Source organism: Roseixanthobacter glucoisosaccharinicivorans, from assembly GCF_043195095.2.
Classification (GTDB): Bacteria; Pseudomonadota; Alphaproteobacteria; order Rhizobiales; family Xanthobacteraceae; genus NCEH01.
The window spans coordinates 2,779,494-2,797,939 of the sequence record NZ_CM195538.1; the positions used below are offsets into that span (position 1 = coordinate 2,779,494).

Sequence of the window (18,446 nt, forward strand, 5' to 3'; positions counted from 1 at the left end):
CCCGGTGACCGGCTCGCTGCTGTGTGCCCCGGCGCCCGGACACCCCCGCGCCCGGCCGCCTTGCGCCCCGCCCAGCTTCATGGCATGTAAATGATACAATATATCCATTAAAAGGAGCGGCCATGTCCGCCACCGATGCGCGCCTTCCCGTCACCGTGCTGTCCGGCTTCCTGGGCGCCGGCAAGACCACGCTGCTCAACCACATTCTCGCCAATCGCGAGGGCCGGCGGGTGGCGGTGATCGTCAACGACATGTCGGAAGTGAACATCGACGCCGAACTGGTGCGCCAGGGCGGCGCCAATCTCTCGCGCACCGACGAGACGCTGGTGGAAATGACCAATGGCTGCATCTGCTGCACCCTGCGCGGCGACCTGCTGGCGGAGGTGAAGCGCCTCGCCGCCGACGGGCGCTATGATGCCCTGGTGATCGAGAGCACCGGCATCGCCGAGCCCTTGCCGGTGGCCGCCACCTTCGAGTTCCGCGACGCGGAGGGCTTCGCCTTGTCCGATCTCGCCCGGCTCGACACCATGGTCACCGTGGTGGATGCCGCCAATCTGCTGAAAGACTATGGCTCCAACGATTTCCTGCGCGATCGCGGGGAAGTCGCCGGCGAGGACGATGCCCGCACCCTGGTCGATCTGCTGGTGGACCAGATCGAGTTCGCCGACACCATCGTGCTCAACAAGATTTCCGCCACCGCGCCAGACCAGATCGCCGCCGCCCGCGCGGTCATCAAGGGGCTGAATCCCAAGGCGAGGCTGATCGAGACCGATTTCGCCGACGTGCCGCTGGGCGAAGTCATGGGCACCGGCCGGTTCGACTTCGAGACCGCCCACGAACACCCGCTCTGGTATCGCGAACTCCATGGCTTTGCCGATCATACGCCGGAGACCGAGGAATATGGCGTCTCCAGCTTCGTGTATCGCGCGCGGCGGCCGTTCCACCCGGAGAAATTCTCCAACTTTCTCAAGACCGTGTGGCCGGGCCTGATCCGCGCCAAGGGCCTGTTCTGGCTCGCCACCCGCGACGCCTTCGTGGGCGACATGAGCCTGGCCGGCGCCATCTGCCGCACCGAGGCCATGGGCTTTTGGTGGGCCGCCGTCCCCAAGACGCGCTGGCCGAGCGATCCGCAATGGAAGGCCGAGCTGAAGCGCCATTGGGCGCCCGGCTATGGCGACCGGCGGCAGGAACTGGTGTTCATCGGCATGGGCCTCGACGAAGCCGCCATCCGCGCCGCCCTGGACGCGTGCCTGGTCGGCCCCCTCGATCCGAAGGCGCTCGACTTCGCCAAGCTCAAGTCCCTGCCCGACCCGTTCCCGAAATGGGGCCGCGCCGCCGCCTGACCCGCCCGCGCACCACCCGCCGGGGAAGTGCGCGATAGCGGCCTCCCCCGGCCGGCAATTTTCCGCCCCGCCGGCGGTGGAAATTTCCGCCCGGACTGCTAAGGCTGGGATCGGTGGAGCGTGCGGGGCTGCGGAATCATGAAATTCGCCGAAACTTTTGATTTATTGCAGTTTTTTGACACCTTCATCAGCTTCTCCGCGGCGTTCGTCTTCGGCCTGCTGATCGGCGCGGAACGCCAGTATCGCCAACGCACGGCGGGGCTGCGCACCAACGTGCTGGTGGCCATCGGCGCCGCCGCCTTTGTGGACCTGGCCCAGAGGATCGCCGGGACAACGGAGGCGGTGCGGGTCATCTCCTATGTGGTTTCAGGCATTGGGTTTTTGGGTGCCGGCGTGATCATGAAGGAAGGCATGAACGTGCGCGGCCTCAACACCGCCGCCACCTTGTGGTGCTCGGCGGCAGTGGGCGCGTGCGCCGGCACCGACATGCTCGCCGAAGCCGCCCTCCTCACCGCTTTTGTGTTGGCTGGCAATACCTTACTGCGGCCGGTGGTGAACCTCATCAACCGCATTCCCATCAACGACCGGAGCGCGGAACAGACGTACGAGGTGCTGGTCATCACCACCAGCACCGCCCTGGACGAAGTGCGCGACCTGTTGGTGGAACGCCTGGAAGCGGCCCATTATCCGGTCGGTGATGTGGAGGTGACCGAGCGCAGCAACGACAAGGTGGAAATCCTCGCCACCCTGGTCAGCACGGCCGTGGACGCCACGGAAATCGACGCCGTCATTGCCGAGATCGAAAAGCAGCCGGGCGTCCTGCACACCACCTGGAGCAGCAGTACGCAGGACTGATCCGGCTTTACTTTCGTGGCACGCCCCGTGACCGTCAGGCCGCGTTCTTGACCTTCATGCCGTCCTCGAACGAGATTTCCTTATAGTCCGAGAGGCTTGAATACTTCAGCCCCACATCGGCCAGGGCATCGAGCTTGGCGGAGGTATCGAACTTCTTCAGCTTGATCTTGTCGACATAGAAAGTGTCGATCAGCTCGTTATAGACGCTGGTCTCGTCGATATAGATGGCGAACACCTTCACATCGCCGAACCGGATGTAGAAGCGGTTTCCCTGCGGCAGATCGGCGATATAGATGAAGTAGTTTCCCGCCCCGTCGAAGGCTTCGCCGAAGGTCTCGACCAGCTTGGGCAAGCTCGCATATTCCTTGATGGAGCCGGCAAGGAAGCCGATGGCCGGCTTGCCGCTCTCGCAGACCGAGAACACTTCCTTCAATAGGGTTTCCGGCCCATCGAAGGCGATGTCGCCACGATAGCCGAAGCGGCCGGCCACATGGGTATCGGCGCTCAGAAGCGGCTTCAACAGCCGCCCCTCGGTTTCAAGCTTGGCGAAAGGCGTGTCGGAAACGGCGGTCATAGGGGTCGTCCTTCGATGGAATCGACGGGGCTCGTCGAGGCGTGGCCGTCGTTCGCATCGGCGGATCAGTGCCGGGCGACCCGCGACGTCGGGAGAAAACGCGCCTGTCGCGGGGCGCAAAAGGATGCAAAAGCAAGGAGAAAGCCGGCGCTGCGGCGCCTCAGTCGCTGGTGATCATCACCTCGGGAAAGGTGTCGGGCTCCTCGATGTCGAGCCCGTCCTCCTCGGCCAGCTCGATGCCGACCAGGCACACGTCGCCATCGTCGATCACGAGTTCCACCGGGGTCAGCGCCTGGCCCTGGCACGGGCCGATGAAGCAATGGCCGGTATCGAGGTCGAACTGGGCGCGATGCTTGCCGCAGGTGAGGAAATTGCCGTCCTCGTCCAGGAACTCGCCGGGCACGGTGTCGAGCCGCGTGCCCTGGTGGGGGCAGGCGTTCTCGAAACCGAAGAAGGCGTTGGATTTGCGCGTCACGAGGATCGGCCAGGGCTTGCTGGCCCCGGTCTCGTCCAGCCGCGCGAGCACGAAGCCGCGCGCGCCGCCGTCGTCGATCTCATAGGTGGAGCAGATGGCGAACAACTCGGTCATGGTCCCAGCCTTTCAACGGTCGGATGCGGGCGGCGTGTGGGAAAGCGAACATTCTTGGGACGGGTGCGCGGCCCCAGGGACGCGCCCACCGGCGCAACGCGAAAGACCCAGCTATCGGCGCGCCAGGGAACGCAGAAAGCCTTGATATTCCTCGGTCAATTCCATATCGACCGCCGGCGCCGCCTTCAGCAGCAGGTTGGCGATGAAGGGCTGGTCGTTGCGCGGCTCTTCCAGGGCTTCGCGCAGCACCGGAAGATTGTCCTCGATATGATGCAGGAAGGCGGCTTCCTTCTCCGCGATCAGGCCCCAGCGCGCCCGCATCCAGCGCGCCAGGGGATAGATCACCTCCTGGATGAAATTGGATTGCCGGGCCTTCTCGAAGAAGCGCAGGCCGGTGTTCCAATCCTCGCGCGCCCGCATGGGCGGCGGTGGCCTGTCGCCTTCCAGCCATTTGCGCCCGGCCACACCGACAAAATCCTCCAGCAGGATCGGATTTTCGTTGTGGGCGCGGAAATAGCCGACCGCGAGCGCACCGGGATAATCCTCGCCCATGCTGGCTTTCAGCGCGGTGTCGACGGCGTCCACCGCCGCCTTGTCGCCCTTCAGCGCCGCCGTCATGCAGAAGGCGAACAGCGCATCGTTTCCGACATTGCGGACACCGGGGCTTTTCAGATCCTGCGGGCTCAAGGCCGGCGTCACCCCATCGGCGGGGATGGTGGCGGTGCCGGCACGCTGGGCGCTGATGAAGGCGGTGATTTCCAGCCAGCCCATGAAGCTTGCGACAAATGCGTCCGGGTCCACATGCACCACGGCCAGATTGATCGGCTGCTTGCGCTTTTGCAGTTCGACCATATCGGTCATGTCGTCGCCCCCGATCTTGCAGCGGATTGGCGCGTTTGCGTCAATTCCTGTCTCTCAGAGGGGTCGATGCAAGCGCCATGCCGGGGAGGTTTGCGACAGGGTTAGCCACCGGCGTGGCAGCCGGCGCGGCGCCTTTCCTATCACATACACGGCAATAACGGTTATATATTACCGATATACGGCATTCACATTACATAAAAATCATCTGTCCCACGGTGCGGTGCGACGCAGCACTGGCTATAGAGTCGCAAACCCAGACCGGATTGAGCCTTGATGAACCCGACCCGCGACGCCGCACATGCCCATCTTGCCCCTACGGCGGCCGCCACCGAAGACTTGCGTCTCATGGATCTGCACCTGCTGTTCGACCGCCTCGCGGCCTATATGAACACCTGCATCCTCGGGCAGCCGGCATTCGTGGAATTGCTGCTGGTGGCGGTGCTGGCGGACGGGCACCTGCTGGTGGAGGGCGCGCCGGGCCTCGCCAAGACCAAGGCCATCAAGGCGCTCGCCAAGGCCATTGATTGCGACGACCAGCGCATCCAGTTCACGCCGGACCTGCTGCCCTCCGATCTCACCGGCACCGACATCTACCGGCCGGAGGATGGCTCCTTCCGCTTCCAGCCGGGCCCGGTGTTTCACAATTTCATCCTGGCGGACGAGATCAATCGCGCGCCCGCCAAGGTGCAGGCCGCGCTGCTGGAGGCGATGGCCGAGCGGCAGGTGACGGTGGGCGGCAAGACCTATGTGCTGCCCAAGCTGTTCCTCGTCATGGCGACCCAGAACCCGATCGAGCAGGAAGGCACCTACCCCCTGCCCGAGGCCCAGCTCGACCGTTTCCTGCTGCATGTGCGGCTGGATTACCCGGACATTTCCGCCGAGCGGCAGATCCTGCGGCTGGTGCGGGGCGAGGCGCAGGGCGAGGTGATCGACTTCGGCGAACGGGTCTCCCAGGCCGCCATCTTCGCTGCCCGGCGCGATGCACTCGCCACCTATATGTCGGAGGCGGTGGAGGAATATATCCTGCAATTCGTGTTCGCCACCCGCACCCCGCAGCGCTACGACAAGAAGCTCGCCGGCGCGATCGCCTTCGGTGCCAGCCCACGCGGCACCATCGCGCTCGACCGCTGCGCGCGGGCCTATGCCTGGTTGCGCGGGCGGGACTATGTGGTGCCGGAAGACGTGCAGGCGATCGCCAAATCCGCGCTGCGCCACCGCATCCTTCTGACGTTCGAGGCCCAGGCCGACGGCATGAGCGCGGACGATTTCCTCGACACGCTGATCGCCCGCGTGCCGGTGAAGTGAACCGGCCCGAGGACCAAAGATGAGCGATGCCCCCGCCGACGCCACCTATGGCCTCATCGCCCGCCTCGATGAATTGATCGCGGCGCGGCCGGAGGGCGGGAAAAGCGCGTTCGCGCCGCGCGGCAAGGTGCGCAGCCAGCAATTCGGCGGCTATCGCTCGGCCTTCCGCGGACGCGGCATGGAATTCGATGAAGTGCGCCTCTACCAGGCCGGCGACGACATCCGCACCATCGACTGGCGGGTAACGGCGCGCACCGGGCGCACCCACACCAAGCTGTTCCAGGAGGAACGCGAGCGCCCGGTCCTGATCCTGCTGGATTGCCGCTCCTTCATGCGGTTCGGCACGCGCGACACGTTCAAGTCCGTGCTCGCGGCGAAGGCGGCGGCGGTGCTGACCTGGATCTCCATCGAGGCCGGCGACCGGGTGGGCGGGCTGATCGCCACGCCCGCCGGGCTGCACTCCTACAGCCCCCAGCGCAGCCGCGCGCGCGTGCTCGGCTTCGTCAAGGCCATGGCCGACGGCACGCAGGAAGGCTTTGCGCTTTCGCCCGCCGCGCGGCCCGCGAAAGAGGCGCCGGCCGCGCCCGAGCCCGCCCTCGCCGATGCCGTCGCGCGCCTGCGCCGCGCCGCGCGGCCCGGCACCTTGGTGTTTCTGATCAGCGATTTCCACGATTTCACCGAGGCCGCCGCGCGCGAGCTCAGCCGTCTCGCGCTCCAGGCGCAGGTGACGAACATCTTCGTCTATGACGCGCTGGAAGAAGCTATGCCGGCGCGCGGCGCCTATCCGGTCAGCGACGGCGCGGCGGTGCGACTAATGGATGGCGGCAACCGGGCGATGCGCGAGACCTATGCCGCACGGTTCGCCGCCCGCCGCGCGGCGCTGGATGAGCTCTCGCGTCAGCGCGGCATGGCCTTCGTCGCGCTCCAGACCGGCGATGATCCGGCTGCGCTGCTGCATCCCGAGCGGCTGCGCAATGCCCGCCGGCAAGCCCGGAAGGCCGCCGCATGAAGCTGGCGCAGGCCTTCTCCCTTCCCGATGCCCCGGCAACCCTGCCCGGCGCGCCGGCCGAGGACCCGCTGGCCGGGCTGCGCGACATCCATCTGCCAGGGCCGGTCTCCTTCTGGCCGCTGGCGCCGGGCTGGTGGATGCTGGCAGGGCTCGTGGCGATGCTGGCCTTGATCGGCCTGTTCCTGGAATGGCGCCGGCGCCAGACGCTGGCGTATCGCGTGGACCAGGAATTGAAGGCCATCGCCCGCGACACCGCCCGGCACGGCGACGCGCGTGCGGTGGCGGCCGCCGGCGCGCTGCTGATCCGCCGCATCCTGGTGACACGCGCGGGCGATCCGGCGGCGGCGGCGCTCACCGGCGCGGAGTGGGAACGCGTGCTCGCCGAGGGCAAGGCGGGCCTTGCGCCCCCGCTTGCCGCCTTCGTCGCGGCCGCACCCTATCTGCCGGCCCATGCGCCCGGCGGCGACGGGGTGCCGCGCGCCGCGCTGGTGGCGGCGCTGCGGCGCTGGGTGCGGAGCAACGCATGATCCAGTTCCAATGGCTCTGGGCGGCCGCCCTGCTCCCGCTTCCGCTTCTGGCGCGCTATCTGCTGCCCGCCGCCCGGCGCAGCCGCGCCGGTGCGCTGCGCGTGCCGTTCTTCGCGCAGATCGCGCCCCAAGCCAGCGCGCGCGCGATCCTGCGGCGCGGCGGGAAGCTCGCCTTGCTCACGCTGATCTGGCTCGCCTTGGTGCTCGCCGCCATGCGCCCGAGCTATGTGGGCAAGCCGGTGCCAATCCCGGTCGAGGGCCGCGACCTGATGATGGCGGTGGATCTCTCCGGCTCCATGGCGCGGCAGGATCTGACGCAGGACGGCCTGCCGACCGACCGGCTCTCGGTGGTGAAGGCGGTGGCCGACGATTTCATCGCCCGCCGCTCCGGCGACCGGGTGGGGCTGATCCTGTTCTCCAGCCGGGCCTATATCCAGACCCCGCTCACCTTCGACCGCAACGTGACGCGCGACCTCCTGTCGGAGGCCACTATCGGCATGACCGGGCAGGAAACCGCCATCGGCGATGCCATCGGCCTCGCGGTGAAGACCTTGCAGGACCGGCCCGAGGACAAGCGCGTGCTGGTACTGCTGACCGACGGCTCCAACAATTCCGGCGTGCTGGATCCGATCCACGCGGCCGAACTGGCGCGGCAGGAGCATGTGAAGATCTATACCATCGGGGTGGGCGCCGACAGCCTCGCCATCGGCCAGCAGATCGTCAATCCCTCCGCCGACCTCGATGAAGCCGCATTGGCGCAGATCGCCACCTTGACCGGCGGACGCTATTTCCGCGCCCGCGACAGCGCCGGCCTCGCGGCGATCTATCACGACATCAATCTCATGGAGCCTGCGGCGGGCGAGCCGCTCTATCTCGCGCCCACGGTGGCGCTGTTCCAATGGCCGCTGGGCTTTGCCCTGGCGCTGAGCCTGATCCTCGCGGCGGTCCTTCTCGCGCCGGCCCTCGCCCGTGGCCGCGCCGCCGGCGCGCCGCGCGTGGCGGCATCGCGCGATGTGGCCCCCGGTGTCGGGGAGCGGCCATGAACCTGCCGTCGTTCGCCCTGCCCCATTGGCTCGCCGGTCTCCTGCCGGCGGGCTTTCATTTCCTGCGGCCGGACTGGCTGTGGGCGATCGTGCCGGCGCTGGGGCTGGCCGTGCTTGCATTCCGGCGGTTCGGCGCGGGGGGCAACCCCTGGCGCCATCTGGTGGATGCCCATCTGCTGCGCCATCTGAGCCTGCAGGAAACCGCGCGGGGGCGCCTCTGGCCGGTGCTGGCTCTGCTTCTCGGATGGGTGCTCGCCGCGCTCGCGATGGCCGGACCGACCTGGCAGAAACTGCCCACGCCGGCACTCGACCGGCTCGACCCCACCGTGATCGTGCTGAGCCTCGGCCAGTCCATGAACGCCACCGACCAGAGCCCCTCGCGGCTCGGCGCGGCGCGGCACAAGGTGGACGACATCCTCGCCCGCATGCGCGGCGGGCAGGTGGGGCTGGTGATCTATGCCGACGCCCCCTTCGTCGCCTCCCCCTTGACCGAGGACGGGCGGATCATCGCCCAGATGCTGCCGGAACTCTCCACCGAGCTGATGCCGGTGCTCACGGACCGGCCCGATCTCGCGGTCGCGCGCGCCACCGCGTTGCTGCGCGATGCCGGCGCCCCGGCGGGCCGCATCGTGCTGATCACCGACGGCGCGGGCGATGATCCCGCCGCCACGCTCGCCGCCGCGAAGGCCGCGGCGCAGGCGGGCTACCGGGTCAATGTCATCGGCGTCGGCACGCTGGCGGGGAGCCCGCTTCTGGCGTTCGACGGCGGCGTGTTGCGCGCGCGGGACGGCACCGTGATCACCACGCGCATGGACGAGGCGCGCCTGCGCGAGATCGCCGCCGCCGGGCGCGGCAGCTTCTCCGCCATGACCGTCGGCAACGGCGACCTCGACACGGTGCTCGCCAAGTCCTCCGGCTCGGCCGCGCCGCTGGATCCGGTGCTTCAGGACAGCGGCTTGTCCGCCGACCAATGGCTCGACATGGGCCCCTGGCTGCTGCTCGGCGTCCTCGCCCTGGCGCCGCTGGCGTTCCGCCGCGGCTGGATCGCGGTGCTGCTGGTGGCCGCGCTGGGCGGCATGCTTGCCCCGCGCGCGGCCCAGGCCCAAGGCGCGCCCGCACAAACCTTGGAATTGCGGGGCGTGGATACGCAAGGACAAGGCCCGCAGCCGCTCGCGGCGCAGGGGGCAGCCTCCGGCAGTGCCGATGCGGGTGGATCGCGCACCTGGGACGGCCTGTGGCGCACTCCCGACCAGCAGGGCGCCGACGCCTTCGCCCGGTCCGACTACGGCGCCGCCGCCCGCAGCTTCGAGAATCCGCAATGGCAGGCGAGCGCGCTCTATAAATCCGGCGCCTTCGCGGAGGCGGCCGACGCCTACGCCAAGGTGCCGGATGGCGATTACAATCGCGGCAACGCACTCGCCCGCGCCGGGAAGTTGGAAGAGGCGATCAAGGCCTATGACGCGGCGCTCGCCGCCCATCCCGGCCAGGACGACCCGGTCCGCGCCGATGCGGTGTTCAACCGCGAACTGGTTCAGAAGCTGCTGGACCAGCGCAAGAAGGACCAGGAGAAGAAGGACCAAGAGAAGAAAGACAAGGACAAGAAGGACCAGCAGAAGGATCAGGACAAGAAGGATCCGAAATCCGGCAACGACCAGAAGCCGAAGGACGAGCCCGGCAAGGACGAGAAGAAGGACAAGCCGCAGAAGCCGGGCGACGAGAAGAAGCCCGATCAGCCGCCGCCCACGCCTGATCCGAAAGGCGCACCGCAGAAGCCCGAGCCACAAAAGCCCGAGCCCCCGAAGGCACCGCCCAAGCCCGATCCGCAAAAGCCCGATCCGCAAAAGCCGGACCCGCAGAAGCCGGAACCGCCCAAGCCCAATCCGGCAGACCAGAAGCCGCCGGAGCAGAAGCCGCCCGAGAAGCCACCGGAGCAGAAACCACCGGAGCCGCCTCCACCCCAGCCTCCACCCGCTCAGCCGGGGGCGCCCAAGCCCTTGACCGAGGAGGATCAGAATCGCGCGCAGACCCTGCGCCTAGTTCCCGACGATCCCACTGGCCTTTTGCGCGCCCGCATCCGCAGCCATTATGGCGGCGCGGGCGTCGTCGACCCGCAGCAGGACTGAGAATGACCACCCTCCGCACCCTGCTCCGCGTCCTGCCGATGCTGGCCCTCGTGCTGGCGGCGCTCGCGTGCGCGGCGCCCGCAAACGCCGCCGCCCCCACGGCGCGGGTCGACCGCACCACGCTGTCGGTGGGGGAAAGCTTCGATCTGGTCATCACCCTGGTGGGCGGCGACGGCACCCAGCCGCCCGATCTGTCGCCGCTGGCGCGCGATTTCGACATTCTGGACCGCAACCGGGCAAGCCGGGTGGAGGTGGTCAACGGCCGGCGCACCCAGATCAACGAGTGGATCCTCACGCTCGCCTCGAAGCGGCCGGGCGCAATCACCGTTCCCGGCCTGACCCTCGCCGGCCAGACCACGGCGCCGATTCGCCTGTCGGTGGATGCCGCCTCCCCCGTGGATCCGGCCGAGGCGCGCCCGCTGTTCGTGCAGGTGGAGCCGATGGGGCCGGCGCCCTATGTCCAGGGCGAAATGCTGGTGGCGGTGCGCATCTACACCAACGGCCCGATGCTCGGCGGCGGCCTGACGCCGCCGGAGGCGGTCGGCGCCACCTTCACCAAGGTCGGTGACCAGCGGATGTTCAGCAAAGTGGTCGGCCGCCAGCGCTACCGGGTGGTCGAGCAGGGCTACATCATGCGCCCGCAGCGCAGCGGCACCATCGAAATCGGGCCGGTGACGCTGGTGGCGCAGTTTGCGAGCTTTGCCGGCGGGCGCCTCCCCTCGGACATGGCGCGCCTGCTCGGCCGCAACAGCTCGGTCCCCATGGCTGGGCCCGATCCCAGCTTCGGCCGCGAGGTGACGGTGACATCGGATCCGGTGCGCATCGAGGTCAAGGCCCGGCCGGCCGCGGCCACGGGGTGGTTCCTGCCGTCTCAGGGCGTCACGCTCTCCAGCACCTGGGATCCGCCGCTGGCCCAGGCCAAGGCGGGCGAGACGCTGACGCGCACCATCACCCTGGAAGCGGTGGGGGCGACGCCCAATCAATTGCCGCCGATGCCGATCGTCGAGGCGGATGGCGTGCGCCAATATGAGGAATCCAGCCGCTCCGACCAGGCGCTCATCAATGGCAAGCCCGGCGCGGTGCTGATCAAGACCATTTCGGTTGTGCCGACGCGTGAGGGCACCATCACGCTGCCGGGCCTGGATGTGGGCTGGTGGAACACCGACACCAACACCCAGGAAACCGCCCATTTGCCGGCGGAGACCTTCACCGTCGCCGCCTCCGACCAGGCGCGCCCCGCCGCGCCACAGCCCCAGACGCAACCGGCGCCCATCGCGGTGCCCCAGGCGCCGCCGCCGGCGGTCGAGACCCAGCTTTCCCTGCCGGCGTGGCTGGCGGACATGCTGAACCTGCGCACCGGCGCCACGCTGGCCGCGATCCTTTTGGTGCTGGGTGTGACCGCACTGCTGCTGCGCCGTCGCACGGGACACGTGGCGCGCGCGGCTCCTGCCCGGCGCCCGGCGTATCGCAGCGGGGGAGCGCCGCGCGCCAATACCGCCGCCGCGCTGGCCGATCTGCGCGCCGCCTGCAAGGCCGATGACGCGGTCGCCGCCCACGCCGCCCTCCTCGCCTGGACGCGCGCGGACGGTTCACCAGCCTCCGCCCCCGCCGGCGAACCGGACCCGCAGGCCCTCGACGCGCAGACCTTCCGCACACCCGCCATGGCCAAGGCGGCGGAGGATCTGCGCCAGCATCTCTATGGCGCGGGGTCCGCGCGCTGGAGCGGCGCCGCCTGCCTTTCCGCCGTGAACGCGGAATGCGCCGCCCGCGCCCGCTCCACCCGCAAACGCCGGGGCGCCCGCCTCGCCCCGCTCTATCCCCAGGCGGGCTAGGATCCATCGCCATTCATGGGGTTCCGCCGTCGCCAGAGGAACCGTCATGCACGGGCTTGTCCCGTGCGTCCAAGCGGCACCGCTGGAGCGGGCTCTTCAAGGCCTGCACGTTCGGCCCGGCGTAGATGGCCGGGACGCGCCCGGCCATGACGACCGGTGAAAGAAATACAATCGCTCACACCGGCGGTGAGCGCCTCGACGATCACCACGACGCTGACGGCCGATTGGTCCTGAAGCCCCGTCGGGCCAGCGCCGCGGAATCGGGCGGCGCCGGAGCGCGCGGGCCGGCCCAGCCTCGGCCCTATTGATTCGCCTTCTCGAACGCCCGCAACATCTCGTTGCCGCGCGCCTCGGCGGCGGTGAGCGCCTCTTTCGGGGTTTTCTTCCCCGCCAGCGTCGCTTCCAACTCCTCCTCGATCACGTCGCGGATCTGCACGAACGAGCCGAAGCGCAGCCCCTTGGAATTCTCGGTGGGCGGGTTGAGCGTCATTTGCAGGATGGAGACGTCGGTTCCGGGGTTCTTCTCGTAGAAGCCCTGGCTTTTCGAAAGGTCGTAGGCCGCTTGGGTGATGGGCAGATAGCCGGTCTGCTGATGCCACCAGGCCTGCACGTCGGCGCGCGAGAGATAGGTGAAGAATTTCGCCACCCCGCGATATTCCTCCTTCGGCCGCCCGTTCAGCACCCAGAGCGAGGCGCCGCCGATGATGGAATTCTGCGGCGCGCCCTTCACGTCTGGCCAATAGGGCAGCATGCCGTAGCCGAGATCGAACTTCGCATTGGCGAGGATCGCCGCGCGCGCCGCCGACGAGCCGATGGACATGGCGCATTCGCCGGAGAAGAATTTCGGATCCGCCTTCGACTGGCGGCCGCCGTAATCATAGATCTTGGATTTCTGCCATTCGGCCAGCGCGGTCCAATGCCGCTCCACCAGCGGATTGGCGATCTCCAGCACGGTGTCGAGCCCGCCCATGCCGTTCTGCTTCGTACCGATGGGAATATTGTGCCAGGCCGATAGGTTTTCGACATTCACCCAGGATGGCCATTGGGTGGTGAAGCCGCACGGCACGCCGGCGGCCTGGAGCTTCTTGGCATCGGCCTCCACTTCCGGCCAGGTCTTGGGCGGCGCATGGGGATCAAGGCCCGCCTTCGCGAACAGATCCTTGTTGTAATAGAGGATGGCGGTCGAGGAATTGAACGGCAGGGAGAGCATGTTTCCCGCCGTGTCGGAATAATAGCTGGTGACCGACGGCAAATAGGCCTTGGGATCGAACGGCTCGTGCGCGTCCGCCATCAGCTTGTAGACCGGATAGACCGCGCCCTTGGCGGCCATCAAGGTCGCGGTTCCCACCTCGAACACCTGCACGATCGCCGGGTGCTGCTTGGCGCGGAAGGCGGCGATCGCGCCGGTCATGGTCTCCGGATAGGAGCCCTTGTACACCGGGACGATCTTGTATTCGCTCTGCGACGCGTTGAAGTCACCGGCGACCTTCTCCAGCTTTTCCCCGAGCGCGCCGGACATGGCGTGCCACCATTGGATCTCGGTTTGCGCGGATGCGGGGCCGGCGAAGGCCAGCGCGGCGGCAAGCAGCGCCGACGGCAGGATGCGAGATGCCATGAGTGCCTCCTCGGGTGCGCCATGCACCGATCATGCGCAACGCATGATCACTTAGCGTTACGTTTCCATGACAATCGGCAAAATCTGGTGCCCCCAGCCCGGGCCGGCGTGCCTCAGGCCTGGAGCCCGCGCAGGATGGTTGCAAGATCGCGCGTCTCGCCCGGGGGCGCGCGCCGCGCCGGTGCCGGGGCGCGCGGCAGGCCGGCCAGCGCGGCGCTGCGGGCATCGCTCGGGCTGAAGCCGAATTCGCCGCGGAAGGCCCGGCTGAAGCCGGAGGCATCGGAAAAGCCGAAGAATTCGGCGATCTGCCCGATCGCGCGCCCCTCGGCCGGATCGCCCAGCGCGGCCAGCGCCGCCAGCAGCCGTTGGCGCTGGATGTAGCGCGTGACGCCGCCGAGATCCTCGAACAGGCGGTAGAGGCGCGACCGGGAAATGCCGAGCACGCGGCACAGGCCCGCCGGCGTAAGGGTGGGGGAATTGAGATTGGCCTGGATCACCCGCCGCGCCCGCTCCAGCGTGGTGCGCAGCAATGGCGCCTGGGCCTGCGCAAGCGCATCCGCACTCGGGGCGATGCAGGCCGCGAGCAGGGTGCGCGTCGCCTCGGCGACGGCGGGCAGGTCCGCCGCCGTGAGGCGCGGCATCTGTCGTTCCAGGCTCAACAGGTAATCGGCCAGCAGGCCGCCGAGGCCGGTATCGGGAATGTCTGTCGGCGCGGCATCGAAAGCCGCGGCGGTGCCGGCAAACAGATCGCGCGGAATGAACAGCGTCAGCACCCGCCGGTCGGAGCCGGCGCCGACGAATGGCCGCGCCAGCGAACGAAAACCCAGCGGCGCCCTGCGGCCGGGAATTTCGCTCTCGTAGAGCACGAGGCACCAATGGTCGATCGGGTCCTTGCCGATATGGCGCCAGCTGCGCTGATATCCGGCGCCGGGCATGCGCGCCGAGGTCAGGGCGAAGCGGCCGAGATCCCACACCGTCTTGTCCGCCTCGAATCCCACGGCGGGGGCGGCCACCAGGGAGAGGTCCACGGTCGCGGCGATGAAATCGCGCCAGCCGCCGAACTGCTCCGCCTTCGGCAGGTCTGCGGTGGTGAAATGCAGCGGGGCCAGCGGCAAAGCGGCCAGCTCTCCGCCGGTCTCGGCGTGCGCAACGGCAGGCTTGCTCTGGTTTATCGCCACGAAAGACACGTCGTTCCCGCCTGCTTCTCCGGCGCCCGCCGGTGCATTCGGGGATCATATTAGCGCAGGACCAGCCAAGGTTGAACGTTGCCGTTACATCCTCCCCCGCAAGAGGGCAATGCGCGCTTGGGATTGGGATCGAGTGCATAGCGCCGGGACGGGCTGCTCATCGCAAAAGCGAGCGAGCGCGCTAGCCTTGCCGATGCCCTACCCGCCGGTGTCCCCCCGACCTGCGCGGTGCGGGCCCTCGGGACTCCCCTGTCCCGATAGCGCTTCCCGGAAAGAGGCCCATCCTTTCCGGGAAGCCGGCCATTTGTCCGCGCCGCTCCGGCGGCGGCCCTGAGGGTGAAAGCATGCTGTCGCGTCGTAGCTTCCTGAGATCCCTGCTGACCGCGGTGGCCGCCGCCCCGCTCGCGAGCCTCGCGCTGCCGCAGGACGCGCAGGCCCAGCAATGGCAGATCCCCAATCGCCGCTCGCCCAATTTCAACGGTCCGCCGGCCCCCCGGCGCGAGGCCCGCCCACCGGCCCGCCGGGGCTATGTCTGGGTACCCGGCTATTGGATGTGGAGTTCGCGCAGCCGGCGTTATGTCTGGGTGTCCGGCCGCTGGGAGCGCAACCGTCCCGGCTTCCGCCATGTGGGCCCGCAATGGGTGCTGCGCGGCGGCAAGTGGGTGTTCATTCCCGGACGCTGGGTGCGCTGACACCCTTTGGGCACGGTCCGCTCGTCCCGAGCGCGCCGAAAGGGTCCCTCACCCCTCACCCCGGCCCTGACCCCCGCCGGCATCACCTCTCCCCCCCGGGGAGAGGTCGGCCGCGCAGCGGGCGGGTGAGGGGGCGCCTCAGCGCCGGGCGGCGGCGCGGGGCTTCTCCTCCAGTCCCTCGGCCGGGATGGTGCCGGGGATATAGTTCGGCAGCCGCCCGGCCGGAATGATGGTGACCAGCGCCAGGCCCGCCATCAGCAGCAGGCCCATCTTGAGCGCCGCGAGCCGCGCGTCGGTATTGATGCGTACCGCCTCTGCCACCTGCGCCGGGCTGGCGCTCGTGCGTTCCAGCACGCCCTTGAGCCGCTCGTTGCTGACGAAGGTGATGGCGTCGAGATCCACCTGGCTCTGGATTTCCGGCGGCAAGGTGGGATTATCGGCGAGCCCGCGCATGATGCTGGCGGAAAGCAGGCCCACCAGCAGCGCGCCGGCCACCGCCGTGCCGATGGCGGCGGCGAGATTGTTGGCGGTGCCGCGCAGCGAGCCCACATCCCCCGCCAGTTCCTTGGGCGATGCCGTGACCAGCACGTTGAACACCAGCGTCACCAGCGAGCCCTGGCCGATGCCGAACAGCACAAGGCCGATGAGCACCGGGCCGGAACTCCAGTCGTTATGCACCACGAACGCCAGCCAGAGCAGGGCAACCGTGCACAATAGGAAGCCGGCGCGGCCGATCTGGCGCGGGGTGAGCCGCTTGTAGAAGCGCACGATCAGCATGGCCGAGAAGAACACCGAGAGATTGAACGGCATCATGGCGATGGCGGTCGCGAGCGGCGAGCGGCCCTGGACGATCTGGATATAGAGCGGCACCGAGAAGTTCAGCGCCGCCTCCAGCGCCACCACCGAGAACATGGCGAACACCGCTGCCCGCTCCTGCGGCGAGGCGATGACCTCAAGCGCCAGCAACGGCGTCTTGCCGGCCGCCTGCCGGCGGCGCGTCCACACCAGGAAGGCCTGGCCGAGCACGATGCCGATGATGATCATCACCGGCGCGGGCGAGAGGCCGAACACATCGAACGGCGCCCCCGGCCGCGCGAGGCCGAGGCCCCAGCGGTTGAGATTGTTGAAGCCGAACGAGAGAATGATGATGGCGGCGGCCGCCAGCACCACGCCGACGAAGTCGATCTTCACCTCCGGGCGGCCATGGTCCGGCTTCAGGCGGAAGCTGAGCACGAACACCACCGCCGACAGCACGATCAGGATGCCGAACGCCGGGCGCCAGCCGATGAAGGTGCCGAGGATACCGCCCACCAGGAAGGCGGTGACGCCCGCCGCCGCCCGCGCCGAGCCCAGCGCGCCGAGCGCGGTCGCCTGCTGGGTGCCGGTGTAATTCTCGGCGATCAGCGCCACCAGCGCCGGCACCAAGGCGGCCCCGGCCGCGCCGCACAGGCCCTGGGCGAGGATCATCAAGGTGGCGTTGGGGCTGAAGGTCATCAGCACCTGCGCGCAGCCGAACAGCACCACCACGGTGCGGAACACCCGCAGCGCGCCGAACCGCTGGTTGAGCTTGGCGCCCAGCATGACGAAGCCGGCCACCGAAAGCGAATACATGACGATGGCGGTCGCGACCGTGGTCGGCGGCACGTTGAAGCTCGCCACCATGCCGCCGAGCGCGACCGGCAGCGAGGCGACATTGAACGACATGATCACCTGCCCCAGCGCAATGGCGATCATCGGCACCCAGGATTGGGCGGAAGAGGATGGCGCGGAAGAGGCGTCCGCGCGCGCGGCGGCTTGGGCCGACATGGCGTTTCTCCGATTTTTGCGATTTGGGCCGGCGCGCCCGGCGCCGTTGAATTTCAGGTCGCGGGCTGCGAGAGGAACAGGTCCATGCCCAGCTTCTGGGACAGGAATTGCGCCACCAGCTGGCCCTTCACGCTGTTGCCGGCCGCATCGAGCGGCGGGGCAAATGTGCCGAGCCCGCCCTTGCCCGGCGACACGGTGACGATGCCGCCGCCGATGCCGCTCTTGCCGGGCAGGCCGATCTCATAGAGCCAGTCGCCCGAGGTCTCGTAGAGCCCGGCGGTGGCCATCACCGCCAGCGCGTAATGGCAGACCATGGGGTCCACGACCCGTTCCCCAGTGATGGGGTTCACCCCGCCGTCGGCCAGCGTCGCGCCCATCACGGCGAGATCGTGGGCGGTGACGTCGAGCGCGCATTGGCGGGTGTAGAGGTCGGTCGCCTCCTTGGGATCGGCATAGATGCGCGACAGGCTCTGGAGCAGGCGGGCGATGGCACGGTTGCGGAAATTGGTGTCGCTGGCGCAGCCATAGACCTCCTCGTTCAGCGGCAGCGTGCGGCCGGCGAAGCGGGACAGGCCCTCATGGATGAAGCGCCATTTCGCGTCGGCGGTTTCGCCCGGCACCAGCGAGGTGGTGGCGATGGCGCCGGAATTGACCATGGGATTGGTCAGCCCGTCGGCGCTGCGCTCCACGGCGGAGAGCGAATTGAAGGCGAGGCCGGTGGCGTTGGCGCCGATCTTCTCGCGCGCCAGCCGTGGGCCGATGGCCTGGCACACCAGGGCGAACACGAACGGCTTCGACACGCTCATGATGGTGAAGGGAACGTTGGTGTCGCCGACTTCGTGCACGATGCCGTCGGTGCCCACCACGCAGATGCCGAACAGATCGCGCGGCACGCGGGCAAGGGCGGGATAGACCGTGGAATTGGCGCCGTCCGCATTGTCCTTGAAGCGCTTATGCGCCTCGACGACCAATTGGTCGATGCGCTCGCCCGCCGGCAGGTGACCGGTGGAGACATAGTGCGGCCCGGCATCGCCGAACGGCCCGGTGTTCTCCGTCATGTGCTCCTCCCTTGCTGCGCATTGCGG

Annotated in this window: 16 protein-coding genes; 9 read left to right on the plus strand and 7 right to left on the minus strand. The window is 68.4% G+C overall.

Features of this window, described 5'->3' with window-relative positions; translation table 11 throughout:
* The first annotated feature begins 122 nt into the window (after window positions 1-122).
* Both zigA and V5F78_RS12905 read left to right on the plus strand, forming a co-directional pair.
* Window positions 123-1,343 (plus strand): zinc metallochaperone GTPase ZigA, encoded by a 1,221-nt coding sequence (zigA, locus tag V5F78_RS12900; protein ID WP_394070967.1) that lies wholly within the window; start codon window positions 123-125, stop codon window positions 1,341-1,343.
* Window positions 1,344-1,481: 138 nt separating this feature from the next.
* On the plus strand, window positions 1,482-2,198 hold the full coding sequence (locus V5F78_RS12905; protein ID WP_394070968.1) for an MgtC/SapB family protein: 717 nt from the start codon (window positions 1,482-1,484) through the stop codon (window positions 2,196-2,198).
* A gap of 34 nt (window positions 2,199-2,232) precedes the next feature.
* Here V5F78_RS12905 and V5F78_RS12910 read toward each other — a convergent pair whose 3' ends face one another.
* The 3 genes from V5F78_RS12910 to V5F78_RS12920 form a co-directional block, all read right to left on the minus strand.
* Complete coding sequence (locus V5F78_RS12910; RefSeq protein WP_394070969.1) at window positions 2,233-2,772, minus strand: hypothetical protein; 540 nt, start codon at window positions 2,770-2,772, stop codon at window positions 2,233-2,235.
* A gap of 160 nt (window positions 2,773-2,932) precedes the next feature.
* Entirely contained in the window at window positions 2,933-3,361 is a 429-nt protein-coding gene (locus V5F78_RS12915) for a Rieske (2Fe-2S) protein (RefSeq protein ID WP_394070970.1), read from the minus strand.
* Between the two features lie 111 nt (window positions 3,362-3,472).
* Window positions 3,473-4,222: a hypothetical protein gene (locus V5F78_RS12920; protein ID WP_394070971.1), complete on the minus strand. Its 750-nt coding sequence runs from the start codon at window positions 4,220-4,222 to the stop codon at window positions 3,473-3,475.
* Window positions 4,223-4,567: 345 nt separating this feature from the next.
* Here V5F78_RS12920 and V5F78_RS12925 point away from each other — a divergent pair, with 345 nt between their 5' ends.
* The 6 genes from V5F78_RS12925 to V5F78_RS12950 are packed head-to-tail and all read left to right on the plus strand — an operon-like array spanning window position 4,568 to window position 12,061.
* Window positions 4,568-5,527: an AAA family ATPase gene (locus V5F78_RS12925; RefSeq protein WP_394071144.1), complete on the plus strand. Its 960-nt coding sequence runs from the start codon at window positions 4,568-4,570 to the stop codon at window positions 5,525-5,527.
* Window positions 5,528-5,546: 19 nt separating this feature from the next.
* Entirely contained in the window at window positions 5,547-6,536 is a 990-nt protein-coding gene (locus V5F78_RS12930; protein WP_394070972.1) for a DUF58 domain-containing protein, read from the plus strand.
* Window positions 6,533-7,063 (plus strand): DUF4381 domain-containing protein, encoded by a 531-nt coding sequence (locus tag V5F78_RS12935; protein ID WP_394070973.1) that lies wholly within the window; start codon window positions 6,533-6,535, stop codon window positions 7,061-7,063. The genes V5F78_RS12930 and V5F78_RS12935 overlap by 4 nt, the downstream gene beginning before the upstream one ends.
* Window positions 7,060-8,106, plus strand: coding sequence for a vWA domain-containing protein (locus V5F78_RS12940; RefSeq protein WP_394070974.1), 1,047 nt, complete (start codon window positions 7,060-7,062; stop codon window positions 8,104-8,106). Before V5F78_RS12935 ends, V5F78_RS12940 begins: the two co-directional genes overlap by 4 nt.
* Window positions 8,103-10,229 (plus strand): VWA domain-containing protein, encoded by a 2,127-nt coding sequence (locus V5F78_RS12945; protein ID WP_394070975.1) that lies wholly within the window; start codon window positions 8,103-8,105, stop codon window positions 10,227-10,229. The genes V5F78_RS12940 and V5F78_RS12945 overlap by 4 nt, the downstream gene beginning before the upstream one ends.
* A 2-nt stretch (window positions 10,230-10,231) precedes the next feature.
* Window positions 10,232-12,061, plus strand: a complete 1,830-nt coding sequence (locus V5F78_RS12950) for a BatD family protein (protein ID WP_394070976.1) — start codon at window positions 10,232-10,234, stop codon at window positions 12,059-12,061.
* 301 nt (window positions 12,062-12,362) lie between these two features.
* On the opposite strand, the gene ugpB is transcribed toward V5F78_RS12950, so the two are convergent.
* Together ugpB and V5F78_RS12960 are read right to left on the minus strand one after the other, a co-directional pair.
* A complete protein-coding gene (gene ugpB / locus V5F78_RS12955) occupies window positions 12,363-13,676 on the minus strand; it encodes a sn-glycerol-3-phosphate ABC transporter substrate-binding protein UgpB (protein WP_394070977.1) in 1,314 nt (437 codons plus the stop codon).
* 113 nt (window positions 13,677-13,789) lie between these two features.
* Complete coding sequence (locus tag V5F78_RS12960) at window positions 13,790-14,863, minus strand: helix-turn-helix domain-containing protein (RefSeq protein ID WP_394070978.1); 1,074 nt, start codon at window positions 14,861-14,863, stop codon at window positions 13,790-13,792.
* Window positions 14,864-15,207: 344 nt separating this feature from the next.
* On the opposite strand from V5F78_RS12960, the gene V5F78_RS12965 reads away from it, so the two are divergent.
* Window positions 15,208-15,555 carry a twin-arginine translocation signal domain-containing protein gene (locus V5F78_RS12965; RefSeq protein ID WP_394070979.1) on the plus strand — a complete coding sequence of 116 codons (348 nt, stop codon included), beginning with the start codon at window positions 15,208-15,210 and terminating at the stop codon, window positions 15,553-15,555.
* A 138-nt stretch (window positions 15,556-15,693) separates the two neighbouring features.
* Here the strand turns inward: V5F78_RS12965 and V5F78_RS12970 are convergent, their stop codons facing one another.
* Window positions 15,694-17,361, minus strand: a complete 1,668-nt coding sequence (locus tag V5F78_RS12970) for an MFS transporter (protein ID WP_394070980.1) — start codon at window positions 17,359-17,361, stop codon at window positions 15,694-15,696.
* Between the two features lie 53 nt (window positions 17,362-17,414).
* Window positions 17,415-18,419, minus strand: a complete 1,005-nt coding sequence (gene glsA / locus V5F78_RS12975) for a glutaminase A (protein WP_394070981.1) — start codon at window positions 18,417-18,419, stop codon at window positions 17,415-17,417.
* Between the last annotated feature and the right edge of the window lie 27 nt (window positions 18,420-18,446).